16 protein-coding genes are annotated in these 22,879 nt (G+C 48.9%); 9 read left to right on the top strand and 7 right to left on the bottom strand.

Annotated elements, in window-relative coordinates; translation table 11 throughout:
• Nucleotides 1-89 precede the first annotated feature (89 nt).
• Nucleotides 90-2,096, bottom strand: a complete 2,007-nt coding sequence (locus LJF34_RS24100; protein ID WP_342765906.1) for an alkaline phosphatase D family protein — start codon at nucleotides 2,094-2,096, stop codon at nucleotides 90-92.
• 1,508 nt (nucleotides 2,097-3,604) lie between these two features.
• Between LJF34_RS24100 and LJF34_RS24090 the strand changes: the two genes are divergently transcribed.
• Genes LJF34_RS24090 through LJF34_RS24075 form a run of 5 tightly spaced genes read left to right on the top strand, consistent with a single transcriptional unit; the run spans nucleotide 3,605 to nucleotide 8,007 of the window.
• Complete coding sequence (locus LJF34_RS24090; RefSeq protein WP_231188431.1) at nucleotides 3,605-4,450, top strand: FAD binding domain-containing protein; 846 nt, start codon at nucleotides 3,605-3,607, stop codon at nucleotides 4,448-4,450.
• Nucleotides 4,447-4,929, top strand: a complete 483-nt coding sequence (locus LJF34_RS24085) for a (2Fe-2S)-binding protein (protein WP_231188430.1) — start codon at nucleotides 4,447-4,449, stop codon at nucleotides 4,927-4,929. Before LJF34_RS24090 ends, LJF34_RS24085 begins: the two co-directional genes overlap by 4 nt.
• Before the next feature lie 2 nt (nucleotides 4,930-4,931).
• Nucleotides 4,932-6,272 (top strand): molybdopterin cofactor-binding domain-containing protein, encoded by a 1,341-nt coding sequence (locus tag LJF34_RS29100; protein WP_255666471.1) that lies wholly within the window; start codon nucleotides 4,932-4,934, stop codon nucleotides 6,270-6,272.
• Complete coding sequence (locus LJF34_RS29095; RefSeq protein WP_255666470.1) at nucleotides 6,265-7,296, top strand: molybdopterin cofactor-binding domain-containing protein; 1,032 nt, start codon at nucleotides 6,265-6,267, stop codon at nucleotides 7,294-7,296. Before LJF34_RS29100 ends, LJF34_RS29095 begins: the two co-directional genes overlap by 8 nt.
• 39 nt (nucleotides 7,297-7,335) lie before the next feature.
• Nucleotides 7,336-8,007, top strand: a complete 672-nt coding sequence (locus LJF34_RS24075; protein ID WP_231188429.1) for a cyclase family protein — start codon at nucleotides 7,336-7,338, stop codon at nucleotides 8,005-8,007.
• 622 nt (nucleotides 8,008-8,629) lie between these two features.
• Here the strand turns inward: LJF34_RS24075 and LJF34_RS24070 are convergent.
• From LJF34_RS24070 to LJF34_RS24055, 4 genes are all read right to left on the bottom strand, one after another.
• Entirely contained in the window at nucleotides 8,630-8,974 is a 345-nt protein-coding gene (locus LJF34_RS24070; RefSeq protein WP_231188428.1) for a PIN domain-containing protein, read from the bottom strand.
• Entirely contained in the window at nucleotides 8,971-9,204 is a 234-nt protein-coding gene (locus LJF34_RS24065; protein WP_231188427.1) for an AbrB/MazE/SpoVT family DNA-binding domain-containing protein, read from the bottom strand. The genes LJF34_RS24070 and LJF34_RS24065 overlap by 4 nt, the downstream gene beginning before the upstream one ends.
• Before the next feature lie 238 nt (nucleotides 9,205-9,442).
• Nucleotides 9,443-10,018 carry a hypothetical protein gene (locus LJF34_RS24060; RefSeq protein WP_231188426.1) on the bottom strand — a complete coding sequence of 192 codons (576 nt, stop codon included), beginning with the start codon at nucleotides 10,016-10,018 and terminating at the stop codon, nucleotides 9,443-9,445.
• Nucleotides 10,019-10,460: 442 nt separating this feature from the next.
• Nucleotides 10,461-11,111: a PGF-CTERM sorting domain-containing protein gene (locus LJF34_RS24055; RefSeq protein WP_231188425.1), complete on the bottom strand. Its 651-nt coding sequence runs from the start codon at nucleotides 11,109-11,111 to the stop codon at nucleotides 10,461-10,463.
• A gap of 770 nt (nucleotides 11,112-11,881) precedes the next feature.
• Between LJF34_RS24055 and LJF34_RS24050 the strand changes: the two genes are divergently transcribed.
• Nucleotides 11,882-15,802, top strand: coding sequence for a malectin domain-containing carbohydrate-binding protein (locus tag LJF34_RS24050; RefSeq protein WP_231188424.1), 3,921 nt, complete (start codon nucleotides 11,882-11,884; stop codon nucleotides 15,800-15,802).
• A gap of 514 nt (nucleotides 15,803-16,316) precedes the next feature.
• Here LJF34_RS24050 and LJF34_RS24045 read toward each other — a convergent pair.
• Nucleotides 16,317-16,847 carry a plastocyanin/azurin family copper-binding protein gene (locus LJF34_RS24045; protein WP_231188423.1) on the bottom strand — a complete coding sequence of 177 codons (531 nt, stop codon included), beginning with the start codon at nucleotides 16,845-16,847 and terminating at the stop codon, nucleotides 16,317-16,319.
• A 1,145-nt stretch (nucleotides 16,848-17,992) separates the two neighbouring features.
• Here LJF34_RS24045 and LJF34_RS24040 point away from each other — a divergent pair.
• Nucleotides 17,993-18,310 (top strand): twin-arginine translocase TatA/TatE family subunit, encoded by a 318-nt coding sequence (locus LJF34_RS24040; RefSeq protein WP_303646687.1) that lies wholly within the window; start codon nucleotides 17,993-17,995, stop codon nucleotides 18,308-18,310.
• Between the two features lie 176 nt (nucleotides 18,311-18,486).
• On the opposite strand, the gene LJF34_RS24035 is transcribed toward LJF34_RS24040, so the two are convergent.
• Nucleotides 18,487-19,497: a sugar-binding protein gene (locus LJF34_RS24035; protein ID WP_231188422.1), complete on the bottom strand. Its 1,011-nt coding sequence runs from the start codon at nucleotides 19,495-19,497 to the stop codon at nucleotides 18,487-18,489.
• Between the two features lie 1,026 nt (nucleotides 19,498-20,523).
• On the opposite strand from LJF34_RS24035, the gene LJF34_RS24030 reads away from it, so the two are divergent.
• Complete coding sequence (locus LJF34_RS24030; protein ID WP_231188421.1) at nucleotides 20,524-20,760, top strand: hypothetical protein; 237 nt, start codon at nucleotides 20,524-20,526, stop codon at nucleotides 20,758-20,760.
• 224 nt (nucleotides 20,761-20,984) lie between these two features.
• Nucleotides 20,985-21,653: an O-methyltransferase gene (locus tag LJF34_RS24025; RefSeq protein WP_231188420.1), complete on the top strand. Its 669-nt coding sequence runs from the start codon at nucleotides 20,985-20,987 to the stop codon at nucleotides 21,651-21,653.
• Nucleotides 21,654-22,879: the final 1,226 nt, after the last annotated feature.

Below are 22,879 nucleotides of genomic sequence, written 5' to 3'. Positions count from 1 at the left end.
TCTCGGATCGGTTTTAAAATCAGCCAAATATAATAAGTATAATTGATCAAAATACATCTAAAAATGAAAATAACCAGTGGGATTTTTACTTAGTGTGCTTGATAGGAGTCATCGTCGAGAACGACTCCTTTGTCGTTGGCAATTACCACTGTATCGGGGTTGCTATTGTTCAAGACTGCACCATCAAACCCAGTATAGAGTGTTGTCTGGGTGTCTTCTCCATCTCCGTTCCGAATTGTAACCGTCTCGCTAGCGTCGAGGGAGAAATCCCCGAACGTATAGTTTTGACTACGACCACCTTCAAAACTGAGAACGAAGTTTGACATATCTATCTCGGAGTCCCCTTCGTTCTGCAGCGTGACGTATTCATTGTTGAGATCTCCCTCCTGATTGGGACGAATATCAACAATTTCGATAGGTTCTTCTTCGGGCCGTTCAGTGACCAACTGTGCACCAGGGGTCCCAGCTTCGGTCACAAACGATGCCAGGGTGTCGATCGTCGCTGTCGGTTCCTCGACGGTCGAGACAACTCGGTAGTCCGTTTGCAATTGTTCGGGAGTAAGCGTACAACGAACGTACCCACGGTCGGCATTCGAGAGTCGTTGCCACGGTTCGCCCGCAGATGGACCATACTGCGTGAGTCCGGATGCATCCCCAAACGATGAGATAGATGTACCAACGTACTCGGTACCGACTGTTTCGGAATCGGAGTCCGAAAAGTCGGCTTTGAGATTGTAAACGTAGTTGTGGTGGACGTCGCCGGTGATGACGACAGGGTTAAGATCGTCATTTTGAGCCATTGCGTCGAGCAATGTTTGCCGATCGGCCCGGTACCCATCCCATTTGTCTCCGCCCCCGAAGTCTATTTCGGTCGGATCGGCGTTTTCGTCCGTGGCCGCAACGGGAACTTGATTGGCGAGGATGTTCCACGTAGACGCAGTATCGTCGAACCCGTCCAGTAACCACTGTTCCTGTTCGTCCCCGAGAATGGTACGTTCAGGATCGTTCGCTGCTTCGCTTGATGCAGTTTGGTCATCACGGTATTGACGGGTGTCGAGTACATCGAACTCCGCCAATTGCCCGAACGTAAACCGACGGTAAAGCGGCATGTCCGGTCCGTCGGGCATGCGTGAACGGCGTATTGGTTGGTGTTCCCAGTAAGCTTGATACGCGGCCGCTCGCCGTTCGAGGAATTCTTCGGGTGGAGTTCCCTCGTCGATCTCATCGGCATAGTTGTTTGCGACTTCGTGATCGTCCCAGGTGACGATCCAAGGAAACGCGGCGTGAGCCTCTTGAAGGTTCGAATCGCTCTTATACTGTGCGTATCTGATCCGATAATCCGACAAACTACGGATCTCCCGTGACGGTTCATGACCCCGATCGAGGGAACCTTTCGAATCGCCCTCATAAATGTAGTCTCCGAGATGGAAGGCGACGTCCAACTCTTCTTCTGCTAGATGTTCATGAGCGGTATAATAGCCGTATGGATAGTTCTGGCAGGAAACGAAAGCGAACTCGAGTTCATCGATCTCCGAATCTGCTGTCGGTGCGGTTTTCGTCCGTCCAAGTGGACTTCGATATCGACCGAATCTGAATTGGTAGTAATATTCGGTGTTTGGTTCAAGATCTTCCACCTCGATGTGTACCGAGTGAGCGTGCTCCGGACGAGCAAATGCAACACCGGATTGTACTAGATGAAATCCTCTGCCGGTATTCCGTCCACTATCGCGTTTCCCTTCGTTTTCGCTGTTAAAATTCAGTTCTCTATTCGAATCCCACTTGTCTCTGTCGTCAACGTTGTGCTCCCAGTGACCATCATTTTGGTCGTGATGATCGCTCCAATCATGATCATCGTCGTGGTCGCGATGGTCATCCCATCCGCCATCGTGATGGTGCTTTGCAATAATTTTCCACTGTACAGGAACGTTGAAGTCGGGCATCCCACCGTCACTCTCTAGTGGGTTCGGAGCGAGACGGGTCCAAAGTACGACGGAATCGGGGAGTGGGTCACCAGAGGCAACACCGAGTGTAAACGGATCGTCAACAAAATGATTTGAATGGTCGACTTCTGCGTTCGCAACTCCATCGCCCCAAATGCCGTAAGTCCCGTAACACCGGTCGTCGTCTGTAGGAACCCTCGTCGGGTGGTAGGGAAGAATTCTTCTCGTGTGCTATCTACTGCATCGTCAGTTTCTGAATTCACCATTCATATTCAAAAATCAATCTTTGAGTAATAGAAATTTATAATATTAATATATATTACTAATTTTAAACAGAGATATATTAATTTGTGGTATTAATATGTAATTGTATGGAATCTACGTTCTACTCGATATACAACGATTCACTGGGATACGTGTCGTCGATATCTGGATTTACGATCTTATTTTTGGCTGTTTTTGAGTAATTCAGAAAGGCAGTACTCCGAGTGGCGTCTGAAAATTCGAATGGATTGTTAGACGAGCCTGCTGGTAGGTGTTTATTCGGAAATCTCGAAATCACAGGCCGGGACCGTGTCGCGACCTCTCCTTGTGAAATCATTCCTTTTTCCACCCTCACCGTCGCTATTAATGGGTAACTCAATCTGAAGCTCGCTGTCGTGTTTGTGAGCTCTGTGAACCCTGCCATTCTGATTCTATTGTAGCATATGCCCGAATTACTTATTCGTATCGCAGCTTGTTACACTATATAATGTCCCCTACAGATTTTCACCAATCGGAGTCGGAGAACACCGACGGTTTCCCGTCTATCGGTTGTACCGCATGTCAGTCAGCCCTCCGCCCCGATAGCCAACAGACCATATCATTTCTCCTTCTGGACCACCTCCGAATCCCACTCATTAGTTGTGATGACCATCTCGAACAGTTCACTTCGATTTGTGGGCTATCCTCTAGTGACACAGCAACACTCTTTCATCACCACCCTGCTGGTGGTATCTCATGTCCTGGCTGTCGCTTCGCAACGCACACTGCAACTCAACCCCTAATACCAGTCCAAGACGGTGCAGTCGTCCTCATTGCATGTCCGGAACACCAGTCAAAAATCATCCACCGATTTCAGACAGGACTCCAAACACACCAGCAGCTGACTTCTAGTTTTGAAACGGTAGCTAACTCTTTGCTGTGAGTGCTAGTGTATTCGCCGAAACTAAACGGAATTGTAGTAGTGATTGAGAGTGCATATTGATCGATCGACACCCTTGAGCACGGTCTTAGCTCGTTCCTGCTTCTGATACGTGCTCGAAAGGGTTATCTCATTTCATAGATATCGCGTGCGATTGCTTCTGTGCTATGGGGTTGTTGAGTCGGTTGGAGTAAATTTGTCGACGATCATCGGGTTCATTCGGCTTATCTGCTTTCTTCTTCGACTTTATTTTCTCTCTGTGAATGTACAGTGCTTTGTCTTGGTCATCTGCAATGCGAGCGAGGCGCTGTTTTTCACTCATGTTCTCAGTCTTCATTGGTGTGCCATCCAGTAGGTGGTTAGCGAATCTAGTACATCGGAAATTCCTATCATTCACAAGGATTTAATTATGTGGAACACGTTAGTGTTTCTGAAATGGTAGGAAATACTATAATCGTACCAAATGAAAGGAGACGGTGGTATGGCTGTTGAAGCGTATTATCGCCCAACAACGCTAGAAGACGCCCTTGATCTCACAGCAGAGTACACATCCTCCATCGAAATCATATCTGGTGGAACTATCACGATGGCAGAAATAAACGAGGGACATAAATTCCCACGCTACGTGATGGATCTTCGGGAACTAGATCTCGACTACGCGGAGGAGGGAGATGGATACCTGAGTTTAGGGGCGACACTCACCATGGCCCAAGTCCTCGATCAAATCGACGAGCCGATGTTACAAAAGGCTGCTCGACACACGGGCGGTTGGGCTGTTCGGAATATGGGAACAGTTGGTGGTAATTTGTTTGCACCGCCGCCGCTTGGCGATTTTGCTGTGGCGCTTCTTGCACTTGATGCGGACGTGACGATTCGAAATCGAGACGGAGACCGTCGAATTCCGTTGTCGGATTTTTACACCACGTCCGGAGAACAGGCAATCAATTCCGATGAACTAGTTACAGAAATTCGAATCCCAACAGTCGAGGGACAGACTGTGTATATGAAATATACACGAAGTCAAGAACCCGCTCCCTCGATAGTAACGGTCGCAGTTAACCTACAATATCGCGACGATACCGTCACGGATGTTTGTATCTGTCTGAATGGTGCTGGCTCTCATCCAATGCGGATGCGGAACGCGGAGGAGATTTTGTTGGGATCTGAACTCGATGAACCCATACTCAATCGAGCGGCCGACGTAGCAGCAAAAACGGCAGATCCACCCGAGGATGCCATCGCAAGCAAATGGTATCGCCGGAAGATGGTTCGTCATCATGTTTCAAACGCACTTGATCAGTTCACTAACGCGGAGAACAAACAATGAGTTCGAAAATCGTCGAATTAACAGTAAACGGTCAAACAGTTGAGGAGATCGTGGAACCGTTGGAACCGCTCCAATCGGTACTCAGGGACAAACTTGGAAACACAGCTACGAAAACGGGATGCAAGCAGGGTGGTTGTGGGAGTTGTACTGTACTCATCGATGGCGCTCCCGTCATGTCTTGCTTGGTGCCCGTTGAGGAAGCCGAAGGTGAAGAGATCACTACGTTAGAAGGGTTAGCTACTGGCGATGAACTGCATCCTCTCCAGAAGGCGTTCAACGAACACTTCGCCATGCAGTGTGGTTACTGTACGCCTGGGATGATCATGGTTACCAAAGCGCTTTTAGACCGAAACCCGGACCCATCTCGGGCGGAGATTCGGGATGCGATCTCCGGAAACATCTGTCGGTGTACAGGGTACGACCCGATCATTGATGCCGTGGAAGCTACTGCAGAAAGCCTGAACGGGGAGAGTGACTAACAATGCAAGAACTCAATTCGGTTGGAACGACCGTTAAACGGCGTGACGGCGAAGGACACGTAACGGGACAAACGGAGTACGTTACCGATCGAACGTTCCCGGATATGAAATATCTCCATGTCGTTCGAAGCCCGGTTCCGCACGCCGAAATCAATGGGATTGACTTCTCGGAGGCCGAGAAGGTGTCCGGATACGTCGCCAAACTCACTCACGAAGACGTTCCCAACAACATATACACTATCCTGCGGTTGATCGGGATCGGTCCGAACGAGGAACCACTGCTCGCTGAAGATAGGGTTCGATACAAAGGGGAACCCATCGCGGCAGTGATCGCCGACAGTAAAAACGCCGCGATGGAAGCGGCATCGAAGGTGGAAGTCGACCTGACTGAACTGCCAGCTGTCTTTGACGTGGAAGAAGCTCTGGAGGAAGACGCTCCTACGTTGAAACCGTGGGGAACGAATCATTTCGAATTCCAAGGACACGAGTGTCGTCGTGTCCGATACGGCGATGTCGAAGAAGGGTTTGCAGAGGCGGATCACATTATTACCGAAGAGTATCAAACCAGTCCTATCGAACAGGCACCAACCGAGACAACGGCGGCTATTGCTAAACCCGAAGCAAATGGGCGCTTCACAGTATTCACCAATACGCAAGCGCTCTATTTTTCGCTTGACAATACGGCAATGATCCTCGATGTCCCGTTCAGTAAACTCCAATTCAAAGGCGGAACAGTGGGTGGCGGCTTCGGTGGCAAGGTGGACGTCATTGTCGAACCGCTGGCGACGCTCGCTGCAAAGAAAACGGGATTCCCCGTTCAATATGAGTTTACCCGTAAGGAGGAAATGCAGGTCTCCTCCCCACGTGGTGCTTGGCGAATGTATTTCAAAGACGGGGTTACTGACGATGGTACCCTCGTTGCTCGGGAGGTTACCAGTTACGCTGATGCAGGTGCCTATAATCGACATACCCCATATGCCGTAATAAAACACGCCGCAAATCTAGGCGGTCCATACAAGATACCGAACGCCAAATTCGATTGTTACTGTGTGTACACGAACAAACAGCCGAGCAGCGCCATGCGAGGGTTTGGTGTCACGCCCTGTTCGTTCGCAATCGAAGGCCAAATGGATAGGATTGCTGACGAACTAGACCTGGATCGGTGGGAAGTTCGTTTCAAGAACGCCTACCAGAATGGAGATATCAAGCCTCACCGCAAGGAAATCGAAGACGCAAGCCTCATCGAGTGTTTGCAATCGACTGCTGACATGGTCGGGAAGGACCTACCAACGGAGTTCAAAGAAATGCGTTCATTTGAGGAAACGGAGGGAAACCATGTCTAAAAAGCGAGGGCGTGGAATTGCTTCGGTTAATTACCCGACTGGGATGAATTTGGGTGGCGATCCGACCCAGGCGCTTCTTCATAGTACCACCACCGGAAACTTCGTAATTTCACTTTCGAGCACCGATCTGGGACAAGGGGCGAAAACGGCCCTCGCCCAAATTGGAGCCGATGCAATGGGAGTTCCGGTTGAAAACATTATCATCGATACTGGAGATACCGATACCGGTCCTCATTGTATGGGAACATTCGCCAGCAGGCTGACCCACCGTGCAGGAAATGCCATTCTCGAAGCTGCTACAGAGGCTCGTGAAGTCCTCATGGAAGTTGCAGCCGAGGAATTAGAGGCAGATCCCGAAGATCTTGTGATGGATGGCGAAGGCAATATCCACGTCGAAGGCGCAGCAGAGTATTCTATCAGTGTCATGGATGCGGCCATGGCGGCACATTTCGAACACGGACGTACTATTTCCGGCCGTGGCATCGGTTTCAAACCGAAAAGTGACGTCGACTCTGAAACCGGTGAGATGGACCCTGACTCAGCAGAGGCTCATGCATGTATGGTTGCTGACGTGGAAGTGGACACAGATACCGGCGAAGTAGACGTCCTCGATATCACGTGCACGTACGAAATCGGCCAAGTAGTGAACCCTGCACTTGTCGAGGGGCAGATCGTTGGTGGCGCTTGGATGGGGATGGCTCACGCGCTATATGAAACTACAGACCCCTACTATCCAACCCCTGATCACAAGCCGAAGGGTTTCAGTGAGTATAGTCTTCCCGGACCCGATGAGGTACCCAATATCGAACACGAGATTTTGGAGATTCCCTCCGAGACTGGTCCGTTCGGGACGAAGGGTATCGGCGAAATGTCTGCCACGCCCCCCATTCCGGCGATCGTCAATGCAATCAATGACGCGATCGATATTCGAATAACAGAGATTCCAGTGACACCGGAGGTTGTGCTTACAGAACTAGAAAAGAAACAAAAAGAAACAGAAATTAGGGAGGAAAACGATGCATAAAACCATGCTCACCGAGCAACGAACGAAAGAGGTCCGTCCATGTCACGAATAGTCGATCTATCAGTAACCATCGGAGAAGAAACCCTGAGCCCGCCGTCTGTCGACAAGCAATTGGATCTGACTACACAGACGATGGACGGCAAGAGCCACTGGCAGAGCAGTAAAGTGGATATGTTGTTGCACACCGGATCTCACGTCGATTTCGAACGTCATACTATTGAAGGTGGTGAGACGGCTGCCGATGTTTCACTCGATCGGGTCTGTGGCGATGCATTCGTTATCGATCTCAGCGAAGGTGGAGCGGATTATGAAATCACACAAGCGGATGTCAAAGAGCAGGCTGCAGACATACGAGATGGCGATATCGTACTGATCCGAACCGACTGGACAGATGCCCAGTGGGGAAATTATCCAACCTACTATGAAGATTCCCCCTACTGTTCTCCAGCGGCCGTCGAGTGGCTCATCGACAACGGTGCTAAAGCGGTGGGGTTCGATTGCTTCAGTGAGTATTCGGCTCGACTTCCCGATTTTGCACCTGAAGATTTCGTGATCCACAAAATAATTCTGGAAAACGATGCGATCCTCATGCAGCACCTCACTAACCTCTCGGAATTACCGTCAGAAGGGCGATTTCAGTTTTTTGCCCCGTTCATTAAAATGACCGGGGCTGAAGGGTCTCCCGCTCGATTCTTCGCGGTGCTCGAATAGGACCCCGGTATCTATCCTTTGGGGTTCATTTTAAAAGGAATTTTATTGTTTCATTCTATCATATACGACTACTCAATATGCTACTCGAAAAATTTATATGAATCTATGCCAATCTTTTTCATGGATTATATGCCCTATCAAGCAAGAGTATTGGTCTCACAGGTGATCCCCGGACCAATAAATGATGTGTGGGACACCGTACGCTCGTTTGACAGTATCGATTCGTGGCATCCCGGGATAACGGATTGTACTATCGACGAGGATAGATCACCAGTTCAAATCGGTGCAGTGAGGGATTTTCAAGCTGGTGACCGAACAGTACGGGAACGGCTGTTAGCCCACTCGGACGTGGACCAATACTATCAGTATACTATGGAGGATGGCGGTGCTAAGACTGATTATCTGAGTGAGTTCAGGCTAATACCGATCACAGAATCGAATCAAACGTTGGCGAAATGGTTCGCACATTATGACGTGGAAGAAGAAAAAAGGAAAGAAGAAGCAGAACATTTGAACCATGTCTTTTCGGCTGGCCTCAATAACCTCCGAGACGTATACTCCAAATAATTTCAATCGTCAATCGGTCCAGGGGAACTCGTAATTGCTCGCTCTCCTAGTGTTCTCACATTGGTGAAAGCATATCCATCTCGCGTGCATCCGCTGTTGCCGCGTGGAAGGCATCTAACGGAGTCATTCCTCTCTCATAGTAAATAACGGTTTTCAGGATCGCTTGTTTCTCTTGTTCATCCTGTACAGGCACAAGTTCGAGAAGGTTTGTCACGAGTGAGACACAATCAAAATCGTGCTGTGCATGAGCGAGAATGAGTTCGAGATACGAGAAGGCCGATGTTTCGACCTCGTAAGTTTCGAGAACCTCCTCTACCGATAACTGGTGCCAATCTGAATCCGTCGTTATCGCGAGCAAGAAGTCCGTCTCTACGTAGACTGTGTCGACGTAGACAGTCATCTATTCGTATCCTTGACCTCGGTTGCCGTACTGATACTCTTTCGAATGTTCTCAATGGATGCATTGGAGAGGTCTCCTGCTGCCTCATGAACGGCCGTAAGGGGGTCATCTGTAACCGGCATAAGTTCGACCCTGTCTTCACATGTTACGATATGAAACTTCTCGCCGTACTTCTCTCGTACTTCTTCGGGAATATACAAACATCCTTGCTTGTCCGTCTCTATTGACATGGGAGTACTCCGGTGATACGGGTTAATAATACCTCCTTTGTAATATTATTATTTGCGTTGCATTGGCAAATTAACTTCCAACTACAATCTTGTTCCATCCAAACGATGCCAAAGTAGGTGTTCAGATTATCGACGCTGAAGAAGTTCCGACCGACCACAGTCCTCGATAGTTCGAGTGATGGCCGCTACACTCTCCGATACTCGTCCACTACTACTGTCCGATAAGAGTCCTATTCAGTTAGAGAAAACGGTTCACGATCGATTCGACCCGATTTTTGATTCCACTTTCGCCTAAAACCGTCCCATCACGGGTAATAGTATGCTCAACTCCGTACTTCTCTACTTGGAGCGCCTGTGTGTCTGCTTCGTACTCCACGGTAAATTCGTTCTGCTCTAAGCGTTCGATAATCGGTTTATACAGCTCTAATATTGCTTCTTGGTCGGTTGATTTTTCATCTTGTCGTAGCTGACTTTCACTCTCGACGACGGGTGTTAGTCGTGGCTCTGGGAATCCGTATCGATGGACGGAGTTGTCTTCAACACCTTCGAGAAGGTCTTCAGGATCTGTATCTCTCCAGTCTTCCCAATAGTCGTTTAGATCAGAGCGAAATGAGATGATGACTAACTGCGTATTTGCTGGATATTTGGGGTTCGTGTCGGCAGTCGTCATTGGCCCCTCGCTGGTCGGAAACTCCCAGTCTTGGATCGTCTGCTTTGGTGGTCTCGCGATGACAATACCCTCATTGGGATCGTCGTCTTCGGTGTCAATCACGCGATCTCCGATAGACAGGGAATCGATGTTTGATTCGCTCATAGTTTCGAGTGCGACCAAGATGTGTTAAATGGTATGGCCTGTGGTTAGTACAAGCTACTAACCTTCATGCGACCGAATTTTAGTGTTTCTGGTGTACTGCCCACCATTACCGAATTGGGATAACGTGACTGCTGCCACAGGCTGACCATGCGCAGAACTAAGCGGACTGGCTGGATACTGGTCACCGATGTATTCACGGCAGATTCCAACGGGTGGTAGCGGGTGCTAATGAGAGGAACCTCACCAAAACCATTCATAGAGAGATTGGTTCTCATAGTTCGGAAATCGCTGGTGATCATATCCCTGACGACGGGAATGGAATTGGTCACTGCGCGGCCGGTAGGCTAGGTTCGCTTCGAAAAGTGAGGTTTATACTATCTTCACCTTGGAGCTTTTAACCCGACACCGAGTGGAAATCAGACGACATATATTTGATAGCTATTTAGTCTCGAAGGAATGAGAGGAAAGCGACTGAGAAGATCGCTATCACTCCCATAACAACACCGAATCCGGGCTGGCCATTATCGGAAGATGTCGTGGTGGATGCCTCGTTAGACTTCGTCCTTGTGGTTGTAGTGGTCTTCGCACCGTCTCCAACCGAAATCGCTCCAGCGGCGACTGTTACGTTAATAGGACTACCATCTTCGGCGTCGAAATTCCGATCAACAACGTCAATTTCCGTCTGACCATCTTGTTCTCCTTTCACTGTGAGTGTAACCAGGGGAACGTCTTTATCCCCGGGTTGGAAATTTTTATTTAGGTCGACTGCTTGAACCTGTATGCTCCCATTGTTCAACTCTGTCGTGTTCGTGAGACCATATGAGCTAGAGAAGTTACTTTGTGTGATGGTCGCGACATCAGATTTTTCCAACTTCACGATGAAATCGAAGCCAGAGAGCCCGTTTGGAATTTGAGAAGCATTTATTTGAACTGTACCGGATTCCCCTGTATCGAGTTGAGTTGCATTCGCTGTGACCTGAGGAGACCGTTGTTCGTGAGCATTTGTTCCGGTAACTCCTCCGACCGCAATCCCGAGAACAATCGTCACAATCCCCACGCTGCTCAAAATGCCGTTGAACTTCGATTTTGACATCATTCTACACGACCAAATGGTTGTCACGCCTTCATTTAATTGTTGTGATGTGGACAAAATAATATGAGAACGACGACAAGCGGGTATGTTTGACCATGCTATTACACGATAGCGTTTCAGGCGGCAAAAATGGTTTTGAAGGGTCTAACTACAATATCGAAATAATAGAATCGAGTTCTTATATCGTACATTACGACAGAACGGACGATTCGCGTGTCATTACAGAATTAGAGGTGTAAGGAAGTAATAACATATTCAGAAAATGAATAGAATCGTATTCAATCAGCCGAAATCATCGGGAAAAATGGATAGAATATCATTCTGAATATACGAACAAAATCGCTTCCTCGATTGTACCCATACTAGTTCCTTGTAGCCCGTGTCACCACATCTATTCCCTGTGAAAATATACAATATCAATAGTAAAACTTATGCCCCGAGTAATAAGTCCTACATTTGGTCATTCGAAAATGAGCGACGATCATAAGTTTACACGCCGATCAGTGTTGGGTGCAACAGGTCTTGCGATGGCTGGCGGATTCACATCACCTGTCGTTGCGGACCACGATGTCAGTATGGGGAACCAGTTTCCTGAGACCTGCGAGGGTCCCGGGTTCAATGACACACCCCAACTTCCTGATTCTCCGTGGCGAGTCGGCGACGCATGCCGCCCACACCCACCTGCAGTTGCTGCAGGTGAACTCACATTTCCCGAAGCTCCCGCAGACGCCACAGTACTCATCGGCGATGGTGACGATGAGTCGATATCTTTGGACGATTGGGACAACTCCAGTAGTTGGGAAATCAAAGATAACTACGTTGTCGTCGGTGATCAACCGATAGTGAGCAAAAATGGTTTTGGTGATGGCCATTACCACGTCGAGTGGCAAACTCCACCGAGTGTTACAGGCAGTGGTCAAACACCAGGGAATAGTGGGTTTTTCTTGGCAAATCAATACGAGATTCAGATTCTGAACAATTACGAAAATCCCACGTACGCAGACGGTTATGCAGCGTCGGTTTACGGCCAACATCCTCCGCTTGTGAATGCGAGCCGTCCCAAAGGCAACTGGAATGCTTACGATATAATTTGGCAGGCACCTCGTTTTGCCGACAACGGCGACGTTGAATCGCCTGGTGTCGTTACCGTTTATTGGAACAACATTTTGGTTCAGAGCCAAACTGTCCTCAACGGCCCTACTGCCTACAAGGACGTCCTTGAGTATAGTCAGCATCCGGTACAAGCACCGATCAAGATTCAGGACCACGGTCAACCAGTTCGTTTCCGAAATGTGTGGTACCAGTCGGGTCCAACTCCTGAATCTGTGGTGGCATTTGATGACGACCAGCTCACCGCTGAAAACGTGTCGACTACGCTGGAAGCGTCGATCACAAACGAATATTCCTCTGAGATGGCGGATGGCGACATCACACTCGCCCCTCCCTCTGATTCGGATGTAGCGGTCACTGCACAGGGGGAAACGAGCTTCGGGACCCTTGCTGCTGGAGATTCCCAGCCCGTCTCTTGGAAGGTGACACGACCGAATGCCGATAGCGGCCCGTACTTACTGAATGCCACAATATCATTCTCTGTTGGCGGTGATCAGCAAGAATTCGACTTCCGGGTTCCTGTCTATCCCGAACCAAAATCGAATGCTCCACCGGAGCCTATCAACCTGACTAAAACCAAGGTTGCTGACGCTACCAATGCGATGAAATTGGACGTCGCACCTGATGGACGTGTCTTTTTCACCCAGCGCGGGCAGAATTTCGATCGTTATCCTGACAATCCAACCGGTACTGGAAAAGTTCGTGTCTACAACCCTGACTCTGGAGAAACGACAACAGCATTAGAAAAGGACGTCCACACTGGTGTCGAAGAAGGTGCCCAAGGAATCGCCTTTGATCCAGAGTTTGAACAGAACGGTTGGATCTACTTCTTCTACGATCCTTCGAATGAGGTGGTTGCCGATACTCAAGAGGGGGTCGACTCGCTCAACACATACCAACAGTCTCCGAGCGAAGCAATGGATGGGCCCCAACCGTACGATCTCGTCTCCCGATTCACAGTCGAAGGCGACACAATCAACCCAGACTCGGAGGTTGAAATCATCCGAATTCCAGCTCAGCGCGAACGATGCTGTCACGTTGGCGGTGCGCTTGAATTCGACCACGATGGTAATCTTCTGATTACAACGGGTGATGGGACCGATCCGTTCGAATCAAGCGGGTTCACTCCTATCGACGAACGTGATGGCCGAAAATTCTTCGATGCTCAGCGATCGGCTGGGAATACGAACGATCTCCGGGGGAGTTTACTCCGGATCACGCCCAAGGACGACGGTGGCTACACCGTTCCTGAGGGCAACCTCTTCACCAGTGACGAATATGCTGACGCTCGCGCAGATGGGCTCGTCAAAACCGAAATCTACGCGATGGGATTCCGAAATCCGTTTACACTCACCGTTGACGAGAAAACTGGCCATCCCTATATCGCAGACTACGGTCCCGATTCCGGTAGTTGGGATCCCGAGCGTGGACCATTAGGGATTACAGAGTGGGTTCGAGTAGATGAGCCGGGCTTCTACGGATGGCCGTACTTCACGGGCATGAACGTTCCATACAGAGACTATGACTTCGCTACAGGTGAATCTGGCGAGCCCTTTGATCCGGAAAACCCGATCAACGACTCGCCCAACAACGACGGACTCACTGAACTCCCACCGGCTCAGCCTGCTACTATCACTAATCCGTATAATTGGAATGAGCTCATCAATAATGTCCCGGCTTATGCTGAGGAGTATGTCCCCGATGAGATCCCGTACCCGTTAGAAGGAACTGATCCACCAACGGGCGGGTCGCCCATGATCGGTGAGCTCTATAACATCCAGGACAGTTTCGACTCCGACATTGCACTCCCGGGTACCTATGATGGGGCTCACATTATCATGGAACGACGTGGGTGGTTCAAAACGGTCTCCTACGATTCCAACGGTGAGGTCAGTCGCATTGGTCCCTTCCCTCTCAGCGGAAACGCACCGATGATGCTTCACACGGGTAAGAACGGGGGGCTCTACCTCCTAGAATATGGGGGACTGTATCACGTCACGGCTACCGAAGAGAGTGATATCGAACCGGTTTCAGCGCCATTTGGCTATGACGCCGGTGGTTCTCTGACCGATGGAAACGTTACCATTGATGGGTTGGAGTTCGTTGGAGATTCGCCTGCTGTGCAAGTCTTCAATCAGGGGGGCAACAGTCCAAACGTCCCGACGCCGGTTGATCCGATCGATGGAACGGAGTACGACCTGCTGTATCAAAGCGAACAGTGGGGAGAGAACCTCTCGTATGACATCCATATCGAGGACGGCGTCTATGACGTGACGCTGCATCTCGCAGAACTTGCCTTCCAGGAACCAGATACACGTGTGATGAACGTCTCGGTCCAAGGGACACAGGTAATCGAGAACCTCGACCTGTATGAGGAGGTCGGCTTCCGAACAGCCTACACAAAGACGGTCGAAAATGTCGAAGTCACCGACGGTATCCTTTCGATCACCACTTCGGATCCGATCGAAAATTCAAAAATGGGCGGCATTGAAATCCGACCCGCGGAAATCGAACCCATCTCGACACCGTTTGGGTTTGATGCCGGTGGTGAACTGAAAGATGGAACTGTTAGCATCGATGGTCTCGACTTTGTCGAAGACAGTCCAGCAGTACACGCCTACGGCGATGCAGATGCGAGTGGAAACGATAAAGCAGTAGAGCCAGCCGAGCGTGGAGATCCAATCGATGGAACCGATCACGACCTGCTTTATCAAACAGAACTGTATGGAGGGGACCTCTCATTCGATGTTGCTGTGGAGAACGGCACCTACGATGTGACCCTGTACTTTGCAGAAATCGTTCAGACAAACCCTGGTGATCGAGTATTCGACGTCTCTGTTGAAGACCAGTCCGTGTATTCACCACTCGACATCTATGCAGAGGTTGGACACGATGTCGCCCTTACAAAGACGATTGAAGGTGTCGAAGTCACTGACGGTACCCTTACGATCAGTACTGTCACACAGGTCGACAACTCAAAGTTTAGCGGTTTCAAAATCCAATCTGGAGAGGACAACGGCGGTAGTGGTGAAGTGTTTGAACTTGGCGGCGAAATGTCTGGCTGGGTTGGCCAGGCACCTAGTTCAATCGATGGAGAGACGAACCCGACGCTCTCATTCGTGGAGGGTAAGAGCTACACGATTACCTTCGAAAACCTCGATGGTGCACCGCACGACCTCCAAATCCTCGACGAAAATGGCGATTCCCTCGTCTCGACGGAGTTCGTCACTGAAAAAGGAGGTACGGCAACGATAGAGTTCACTGCCTCACTCGAGATGGCGGAGTACTACTGTTCAGCCCATCCCACACGGATGCGTGGCACAGTTACCGTCGAAGAAAGCGACAGCGGCGGTGACGATCGACCGCCAGCAATCGTTGGCGATTCGCGCCCAACTGATCCCGACGGTGACGGCCTCTATGAGGACGTCGACGGCGATGGAGAAGTCACGTATAACGATGTGGTGGCACTGTTCGATAATTTCGAGAGCTCGGCAGTCCAAAACAACCCCGAAGCGTTCGACTTCAATCAGAATGGACAACTGGACTTCGATGACATCATAGAGCTCTTCAACTCTATGTGACACCCCTGAAAAGGTGACCAGACCTACTCGCACTGGTCTCCTTGGGCTGTTTGATCGAATGAGCAGACAGATACTGTGCAGCGATTACAGTCACATGCCGATTTAGCCGTGGATTCTCGGCAGTGTCGTATACATCCCTTGGTAAGCAAGTCCTCGTTTCGAAAGCGCTTTTATTTGGCTGTGATACCCTTGCTTCGTATCGGTTCATTCTGGTTGGCTATTCAAGCGTGCTGATGCCGTTGAATCGGTTTCTCGACTGAACAGATTCTGGGCATCTCTCCGTATGTCTTCTGTCGCATCGTCTACGATGAATTCTCTAAAATATAGATTCATACCAGCGGGCTTCATCGGAGAGATTGCGACAGCTATGATACCGATCGTTGATTTAGATAGCTCCGTTAAAATGGGTGAACGACGACCAATGGTTGCTCGCATTCACTGGCCGTCACCATCGTCGATAAAATCGAGCTGTTGATACAAACAAATCAGAAATTGAGAATAAGCAGAAAGAAGGTTAGAGAGAATTGAACAACGCAACGATGTCGTCGAAGTCCAACTGTCCGTTCTCGTTGAAGTCGAACGCCTCAGGGTTGTCCTGCACCGCGTCCTCTTCGATATTGTCGAATAGGTCGACCACGTCGGCGTAGTTAGCCTCGCCGTCACCATTCAGGTCCTCGTAATTACCGTCGCCATTGGGATCTGTCGGCGATGAGTCTCCGACGACGGGTGGTAGTCCGTCACTGTCGTCTTCTTCGACAACGACTTCTCCCTGCATTAGATTGGGATGGACCGAACAGTTGTAGGCGGCCATCTCAGCGGTGGCGGTAAACTCGAGAGTCTGCGTTTCGCCTTCCGTGCTCATGGTTTCAGTCCCCACAATTTCGTTGCCTTGTGCGTTGAGGATGTTGATATCGTGAAGAACGCCATCAAGGTTTTCCCAGGCGATTTGGTAGGTTTCGTTTGCCTGCAACCTGAGTGTGGGGTTTTTGGCCTCCTCGATCGAACTGGGAGTCCGTCCTTTCCAACCTGACGTTTCGCCACCCAACTCGATCGTTGTTCCTCCTTCGATGACTTGACCGTCGTCTTCACTATCGCTGCCAATAGTCCGGGTCGATCGTGTTATCGCTCACAGTAAAGCGTGAGAGCTGATTGTACGGGCTCCCAAGTGATTCGCTCGGGGGGCGGGCAACATCGTCGCCATTTTGCCCCGCTTCGTTGAGGTACTCCAATTCTTCGTCGTTCTCAGCAACTTCCTTATTTGGAGGAGAGTAATAGATATACACATCAATTATTATTAGCAATCCATATAAGATTTATTTCGTTCTAGATACAGAACTATTTACGGAGGAGTAGTCACTTTTTCTTGAAGAATTCGGTTGATTGAGGCATAGTCACTGAAAGTGCAGTAGTATGCGAGGTACGGATGCAAGCGTGTTACAATTCCCCATCCGGTTGATAGAGGTGTGTTAGAGTTCCACTGCCACAGGGTAATGACAATTTCATACCAGATGATTCTGATAGTACCTGGCCTGGGTGTGGGTTGAGTGGTTCGTAGTCAATCACTTCATTTAGAGTACTGTCACCTAGTTGTCATTCAATTGCTTAAAATTCCGGTGGTACTGGTGGGAGAATCGATGGAGGTCTACACATAATTAGTTTTTGAGAATACAGAATCAAGGAAGGAATATTCTTATATTCCATAATACCCCGACATGTATTGCTCGACCATGATTACAAAACTATGTCTGTAATGGTTATCTTAATATCACACAACATGAAAATGATAAATAACAAAAACGGTGGTTCAGTTTCCAATTATCAACTGAGAGTATTCTACTAGACGAGAAGCAGAGATTCTGTAATCATGAACAAGCAATTAAACAGTCATTGATTGATCTCCCAATAGTTTACTCACAAAATACCCTATTTTTCGACTTTTCTTGTTATCATGTTCCACTATTTGAGGTAATGGATTTAAACAAGAAACTCTCCGTCCAATAGATTTATGCAACTTTCAGTGTTTGGAGATTGTATCTAACAACGAAATTTTATACTATTTCGACTGCAAAATGATATCGCGATTAACGAGAATAGACTCGTACTGTCCATTTTTCTACTATGATTGACAATCATTGTGTGTCGGTGGTGATGTCAGTCTGAATGTGAGGTATCTAGACCATAGAAAAACTTATGGCTGAACAATATGAAGACAATATTGAAATGACCAGTTTGAATCCCTTATTCGCACTTCCTGGTGGACCAGAGATGCTGATTATCGTTGTAATATTCATATTCCTCTTCGGAGCCAATAAGCTCCCAAAATTGGCTCGTTCGACAGGGCAGGCACAAGGAGAATTTAAGAAAGGTCGAGAAAAGATGGAACAAGAACTCAAAGAAATGAAAGGTGAATCAGACGAAACTGATTCCGATGAATCGGAATCATCCACATCGAAATCATCGAGTGAGACGGACGAACCGTTGACAGAGATGGACCACCACAGCAATTGAGGTGATGACGGAGATTTGTTCAGAATCCCCACCAGGCTTGCCCTATTTCTTCTGAGGAATATCCAAATTCGATGGGTTGCGGTTCAGTCTGTTGGTGTACTTCGATTCATGAGTACTGTTTGAAGGTGTGTTCAATAAGAACCCGTGATCGGGTTTGGAGCTTGCCTCAATCCGGGTTAGATGTCTTTGAACAATTTGACGATGTCATGGTAGTCGAGGCGACCGTTTTCGTTGAAGTCAAAGGCATCCGGATTGTCCTGAATAGATGAACCATCGTAATTCTCGAAGAAGTCAGAAACATCACCGTACGTTGTCTCGCTGTCTCCATTGATGTCTTCATACTTCCCGTCACTATCCGGATCCAGTGGTTCATCGTCACCAACAACTGGATTTGGTGCATCGTTAGATCCTAAAACGAGCATTCCAAGTCCCGCTGGTGATTTATCGGTACTAATCCCTGGGAGCGTCCAACCGAGGACGGCATCACGAGAACCATCACTGTCACGTTCGTTTATTAGAACACTGAACGGAAAGGAGTCACCAGGTTCCTTGCTCTGGGCGAACATGGCATTCCAAGGGATTGTCGCTTCATACGTTGTTGTCGTTTCACTCCGCGCAGTCGAAGCAGCGATTGCGGAGGTGCCTGCTGACTCATTCCCCTGAATCCATCGGTGGATCGATGTGTCGCCGTCGACATGGCTGAGCCCGTATTCCGGTCCGTATGTGTCATTACTGGCAACGGCCCATTGGAGGCAGTCTGCTTGCCACATGTCCGCACCAGAGATCCCAGCGTGCGTGTCATCGGTAAGCTCCACCCGAAGGTAGAGATTGTTTGTATCGTAACCGAGGAAAACATCTGCTGAGAGATCCTCCGGTCCACTTGTTTCACCATCTCCGTCGATGTCATTGAATGTATCCCCCTCGGGTAGCAACGTGAATGCCGGTTCATCGTCCGTCCCACCTCCAGTATTGGGGACAACGTACTCTCCGTTGTCCTGAGCCACAAGGGACGCTCCTGTATCCGCACCGGTATCAACAACGTCATTTTGCTGAGCACCGACGGAGCCGACGCTGCCGGCACCCAATCCGAGTGCAGCAATGCCTTGAAGCACAGCACGGCGCTTCAGTCCAGCTGAATTTTCGAATTTCTCGGTACGCGTATCTTGATTGAGGTTGTCTCGTGACATTCACGGATCCTATTATATCATCGATAACAATAAAATTAGTGATTTAATAGTTATGATAGAACAATATTTCACACTTAGGTCCTCAAAAGCGTGACTGCCAATGTCTGGGTCACGAGGTTCGAAGTTTTCGGATTTTTAGGATTCGGTGTTCTCTTTGGAGATAGTTATTATCTCATCTTTAACGTAGTCCATACTGACTCTACTAACCGGATTTTTAAGTATGTCCTGTGGCAGACATCGAGATTCCTCTTCTCGAAACTAACCATGAGAGCAAATTCGTCACGTTGTTCTCCTCGGTAATGTCTGGCACAAACCGATGTGAGGTGAGTGGAGAGTACTGCAGTTTCACATCAGCGTTGAATAGCTTCTCAGCCATTCTTGACAAACGTATCTGTCCTCTTCAGGACATTTGATACAACAGACGCAACCGAAATAAATCAATTGGTGTGACAGCTTCAACTGTTTAATTATCATGGAAGAGAGCCCTGACCAATTTCGCTCCTCTCCGGATAGGATCCGATTGTTGAGCAGTTGAGTGATCTCTGACAGCCATAGTAATGTGCAATCTATTCAAGACAAAGATAGAGGTTTAGACTGTCCACTCATAACGCGTGGTATCGATCAGTCCATATTTTGAGCGTATAGAATCATTTTTCCAATCAGACTTCCGTCTGTATAGTCGGTCAACCACACATCACAATTCGAGAGAGTGAGGTTCGATACTCGTGACTTTGGACAAAATACGCAGTATCCAAACAATTGTGTTTCTCGGCAAGATTAGAAATAGACAGTTTCCGAATCAGTGTCCTGCTGATCAATCATAATGACCTGGAGTAACAACTTTGTGCCGGTTTTTATTGCATGGTATGACCATAACCGATGGCCGTTTCCATTGACAGTGGTCTCGTCGACGGAGGGTCAGATACGTTGTCAACCGACCGATGTACCAGCTGAAAAACTTCTGCTCCGGTTCGCTGAAATTTTGACCGAGGATTTACCTATGCCCTCGTGAAATGGGAAGTACGAATGGTTCCAGATGGGAAATCGTCACTCACTCCACTTGCGCAAGATGCCCTTGACGCGCTCACGAAGAAACTCCCTGATGAAAATGAACTCTCATATGAGCACGCCTATACGATTTTGAACGAAGAAGAGGATCTGGATCGACCAGCCGCCGAGGATATCGTCGAGCGACTCTACATGCGGGGCCATATCTATGAGGTTGAAGAGAAACTCAGACTCACGGATTACGACTCTAAATAACAAAGACAGCCTTGTTCCAGCTCTTTTCTAGCAAACAATTGATTCGACGTGGAATTCTGACTGGGACATCATCTGAATGGCAGCAATTACCCAGACCACATCCGTCGAAACTATTACACGTTCTCTGCTCTCATCAATCTACCGTTGAATGCGAGGAGATCTATGGTTTCCGGTAGTCGATAACAATATAACGTTATACGTTTGGTGTTAGGATTAAGAAGTGTATGTCAAAATTACACACGGATGCTACCGATAGCATCCTGTCGTTGACGACTTCAGAAACCGACGACATTCTCGCCGAGATGGAAGAACAGGCAGAGCAGGATGACTTTCCAACTGTTGGCCATGAGGTCGGTTCGTTTCTTCGACTGTGTGCTCGTTTGATCGATGCTGAAACCGTCTTCGAGTTCGGCTCAGGATTCGGTTATTCCGGATATTGGGTCGCGCCAATCGTTGGCGAAGATGGAACGGTCGTCCTCACCGAATTTGATGAAGACAACCTCGCTCAAGCGCGAAGTTACTTCGAGCGCGGTGGCTACGCTGACCGTGCTACATTTGAAGTCGGTGACGCACTTGAGGCGGTCCAACATCACGACGGACCGTTCGATCTTGTACTGCTCGACCATGAAGAGGAGCGGTATATTGATGCGTTCGAGGCCGTCCGCGAAGATATAGCCCCCGGTGGTATCGTCATCGCCGAAAACGTACTTTATCCGGACGTGGAGTTCACGTCCGCTGACTTCGAAGCGTACCTTCACAACGATGGGGATGCAAATCCGGTACCGATGTTGGAGAATGTCGTCGAGTACTTCCACCATGTCCGTGATTCACCCGGATTCGAGACGACAGTCATTCCTGTCGGGCAGGGTCTGTTCGTCTCAGTTCGAACTTGAGACAGCTATCAACACGACTTGTGGTGTCGTATGATACTTGTCCTGGAAGGCTCGCAACCCTTCGTTGTGTCCAACGGGTCGCGAGCGATAAGAACTGACAAGCAACTCCTCATACGGAACTTTACTTTCACTCTGTGGCCCCGGAATATGAGGGGGCCATCCGATACATACACTAACGAACGGACTATGATTCGATTAGAAAACCTACACCCAGATACGTTACTGGATCGGTCGGCAACTCGCGTACTTATTTGCCTAATAGGGCTCGTACTTGCGCAAATGACGCTTCAGATAGCGCTCGCGGCCGGACTTGCTCGTTGGCCAGCGATGGGAGTAGGGGCTGTGGTTGCGTTCATCACTGGTGTGTGTTTAGCCGAGCATGAAGCTTCACTCCTCTCGTGATGGTAGGATGCCAATGAGATGGAAATCGAATGAGTTCTCGCGGATCGCTCATTAGAAAGAGATGGCGAATATTGAACCTCCAATCCCAAATGGAAATTCTCTACGTACTTTCGACAACGAGGAGTGAAACAGCAGTGCTCGCGACGAATGTGCCGGGTGGTCTTGTGTAAGCTAGAACTTCTTGTCGTAGGTATTCACAGTGTGTGCCTACGTTTTTCACTTTCCTTCCGGTTGGACAACATTTTTCATGTATGGGATTTGAATTGAAGATTGCGGCCGTTGTTACTCAGTATACGGCGTGGCGCCGATGCCTCACCCACCTTGTCACGCCGTGTGCTGTTCCTGCATGACCGAGACAATAGCGAGGCGAGCATGCCTCTGAATCGGTGATCACTATTCACACGACGTACGGGGGATGCACTCGATACACTTCCAAGTGCACTGCTGAGTGAGGAGGGTACCACATTTGGGTATGTCTACGCATATGATGATATTTATTGACCTATTTGCTCATTCTGACGCTTCGAAAATTCCACCCTTGCTCAGGCCGGAGACACCTGATGTCACTCTGTTCACTATAAGCGCACATAACCTTCCTTCGTGATTCACAACCCGATCCAAGTGGAGAATCGTATTCACGCCTTCCCGGTCATCGGCTGAGAGCTGTGCTACCATTGCACAAGCATTTATAAAGTGACGACCCCTACACTTAATTCCCCCAATACAGCCGCTATGTCCACTGAATCACAGTCCTCTCAGTCGCAGTCGAACGCCCTTTACCTTCCTCCCGAAGAGCATTGGACACTCCACCACGTGCTGCTCCA

The sequence above is a fragment of the Haladaptatus sp. DYF46 genome, from assembly GCF_021083305.1.
GTDB lineage: Archaea > Halobacteriota > Halobacteria > Halobacteriales > Haladaptataceae > Haladaptatus.
Note: the sequence above shows the minus strand (reverse complement) of the source record. Positions and strands in the feature narration are given on the sequence as shown.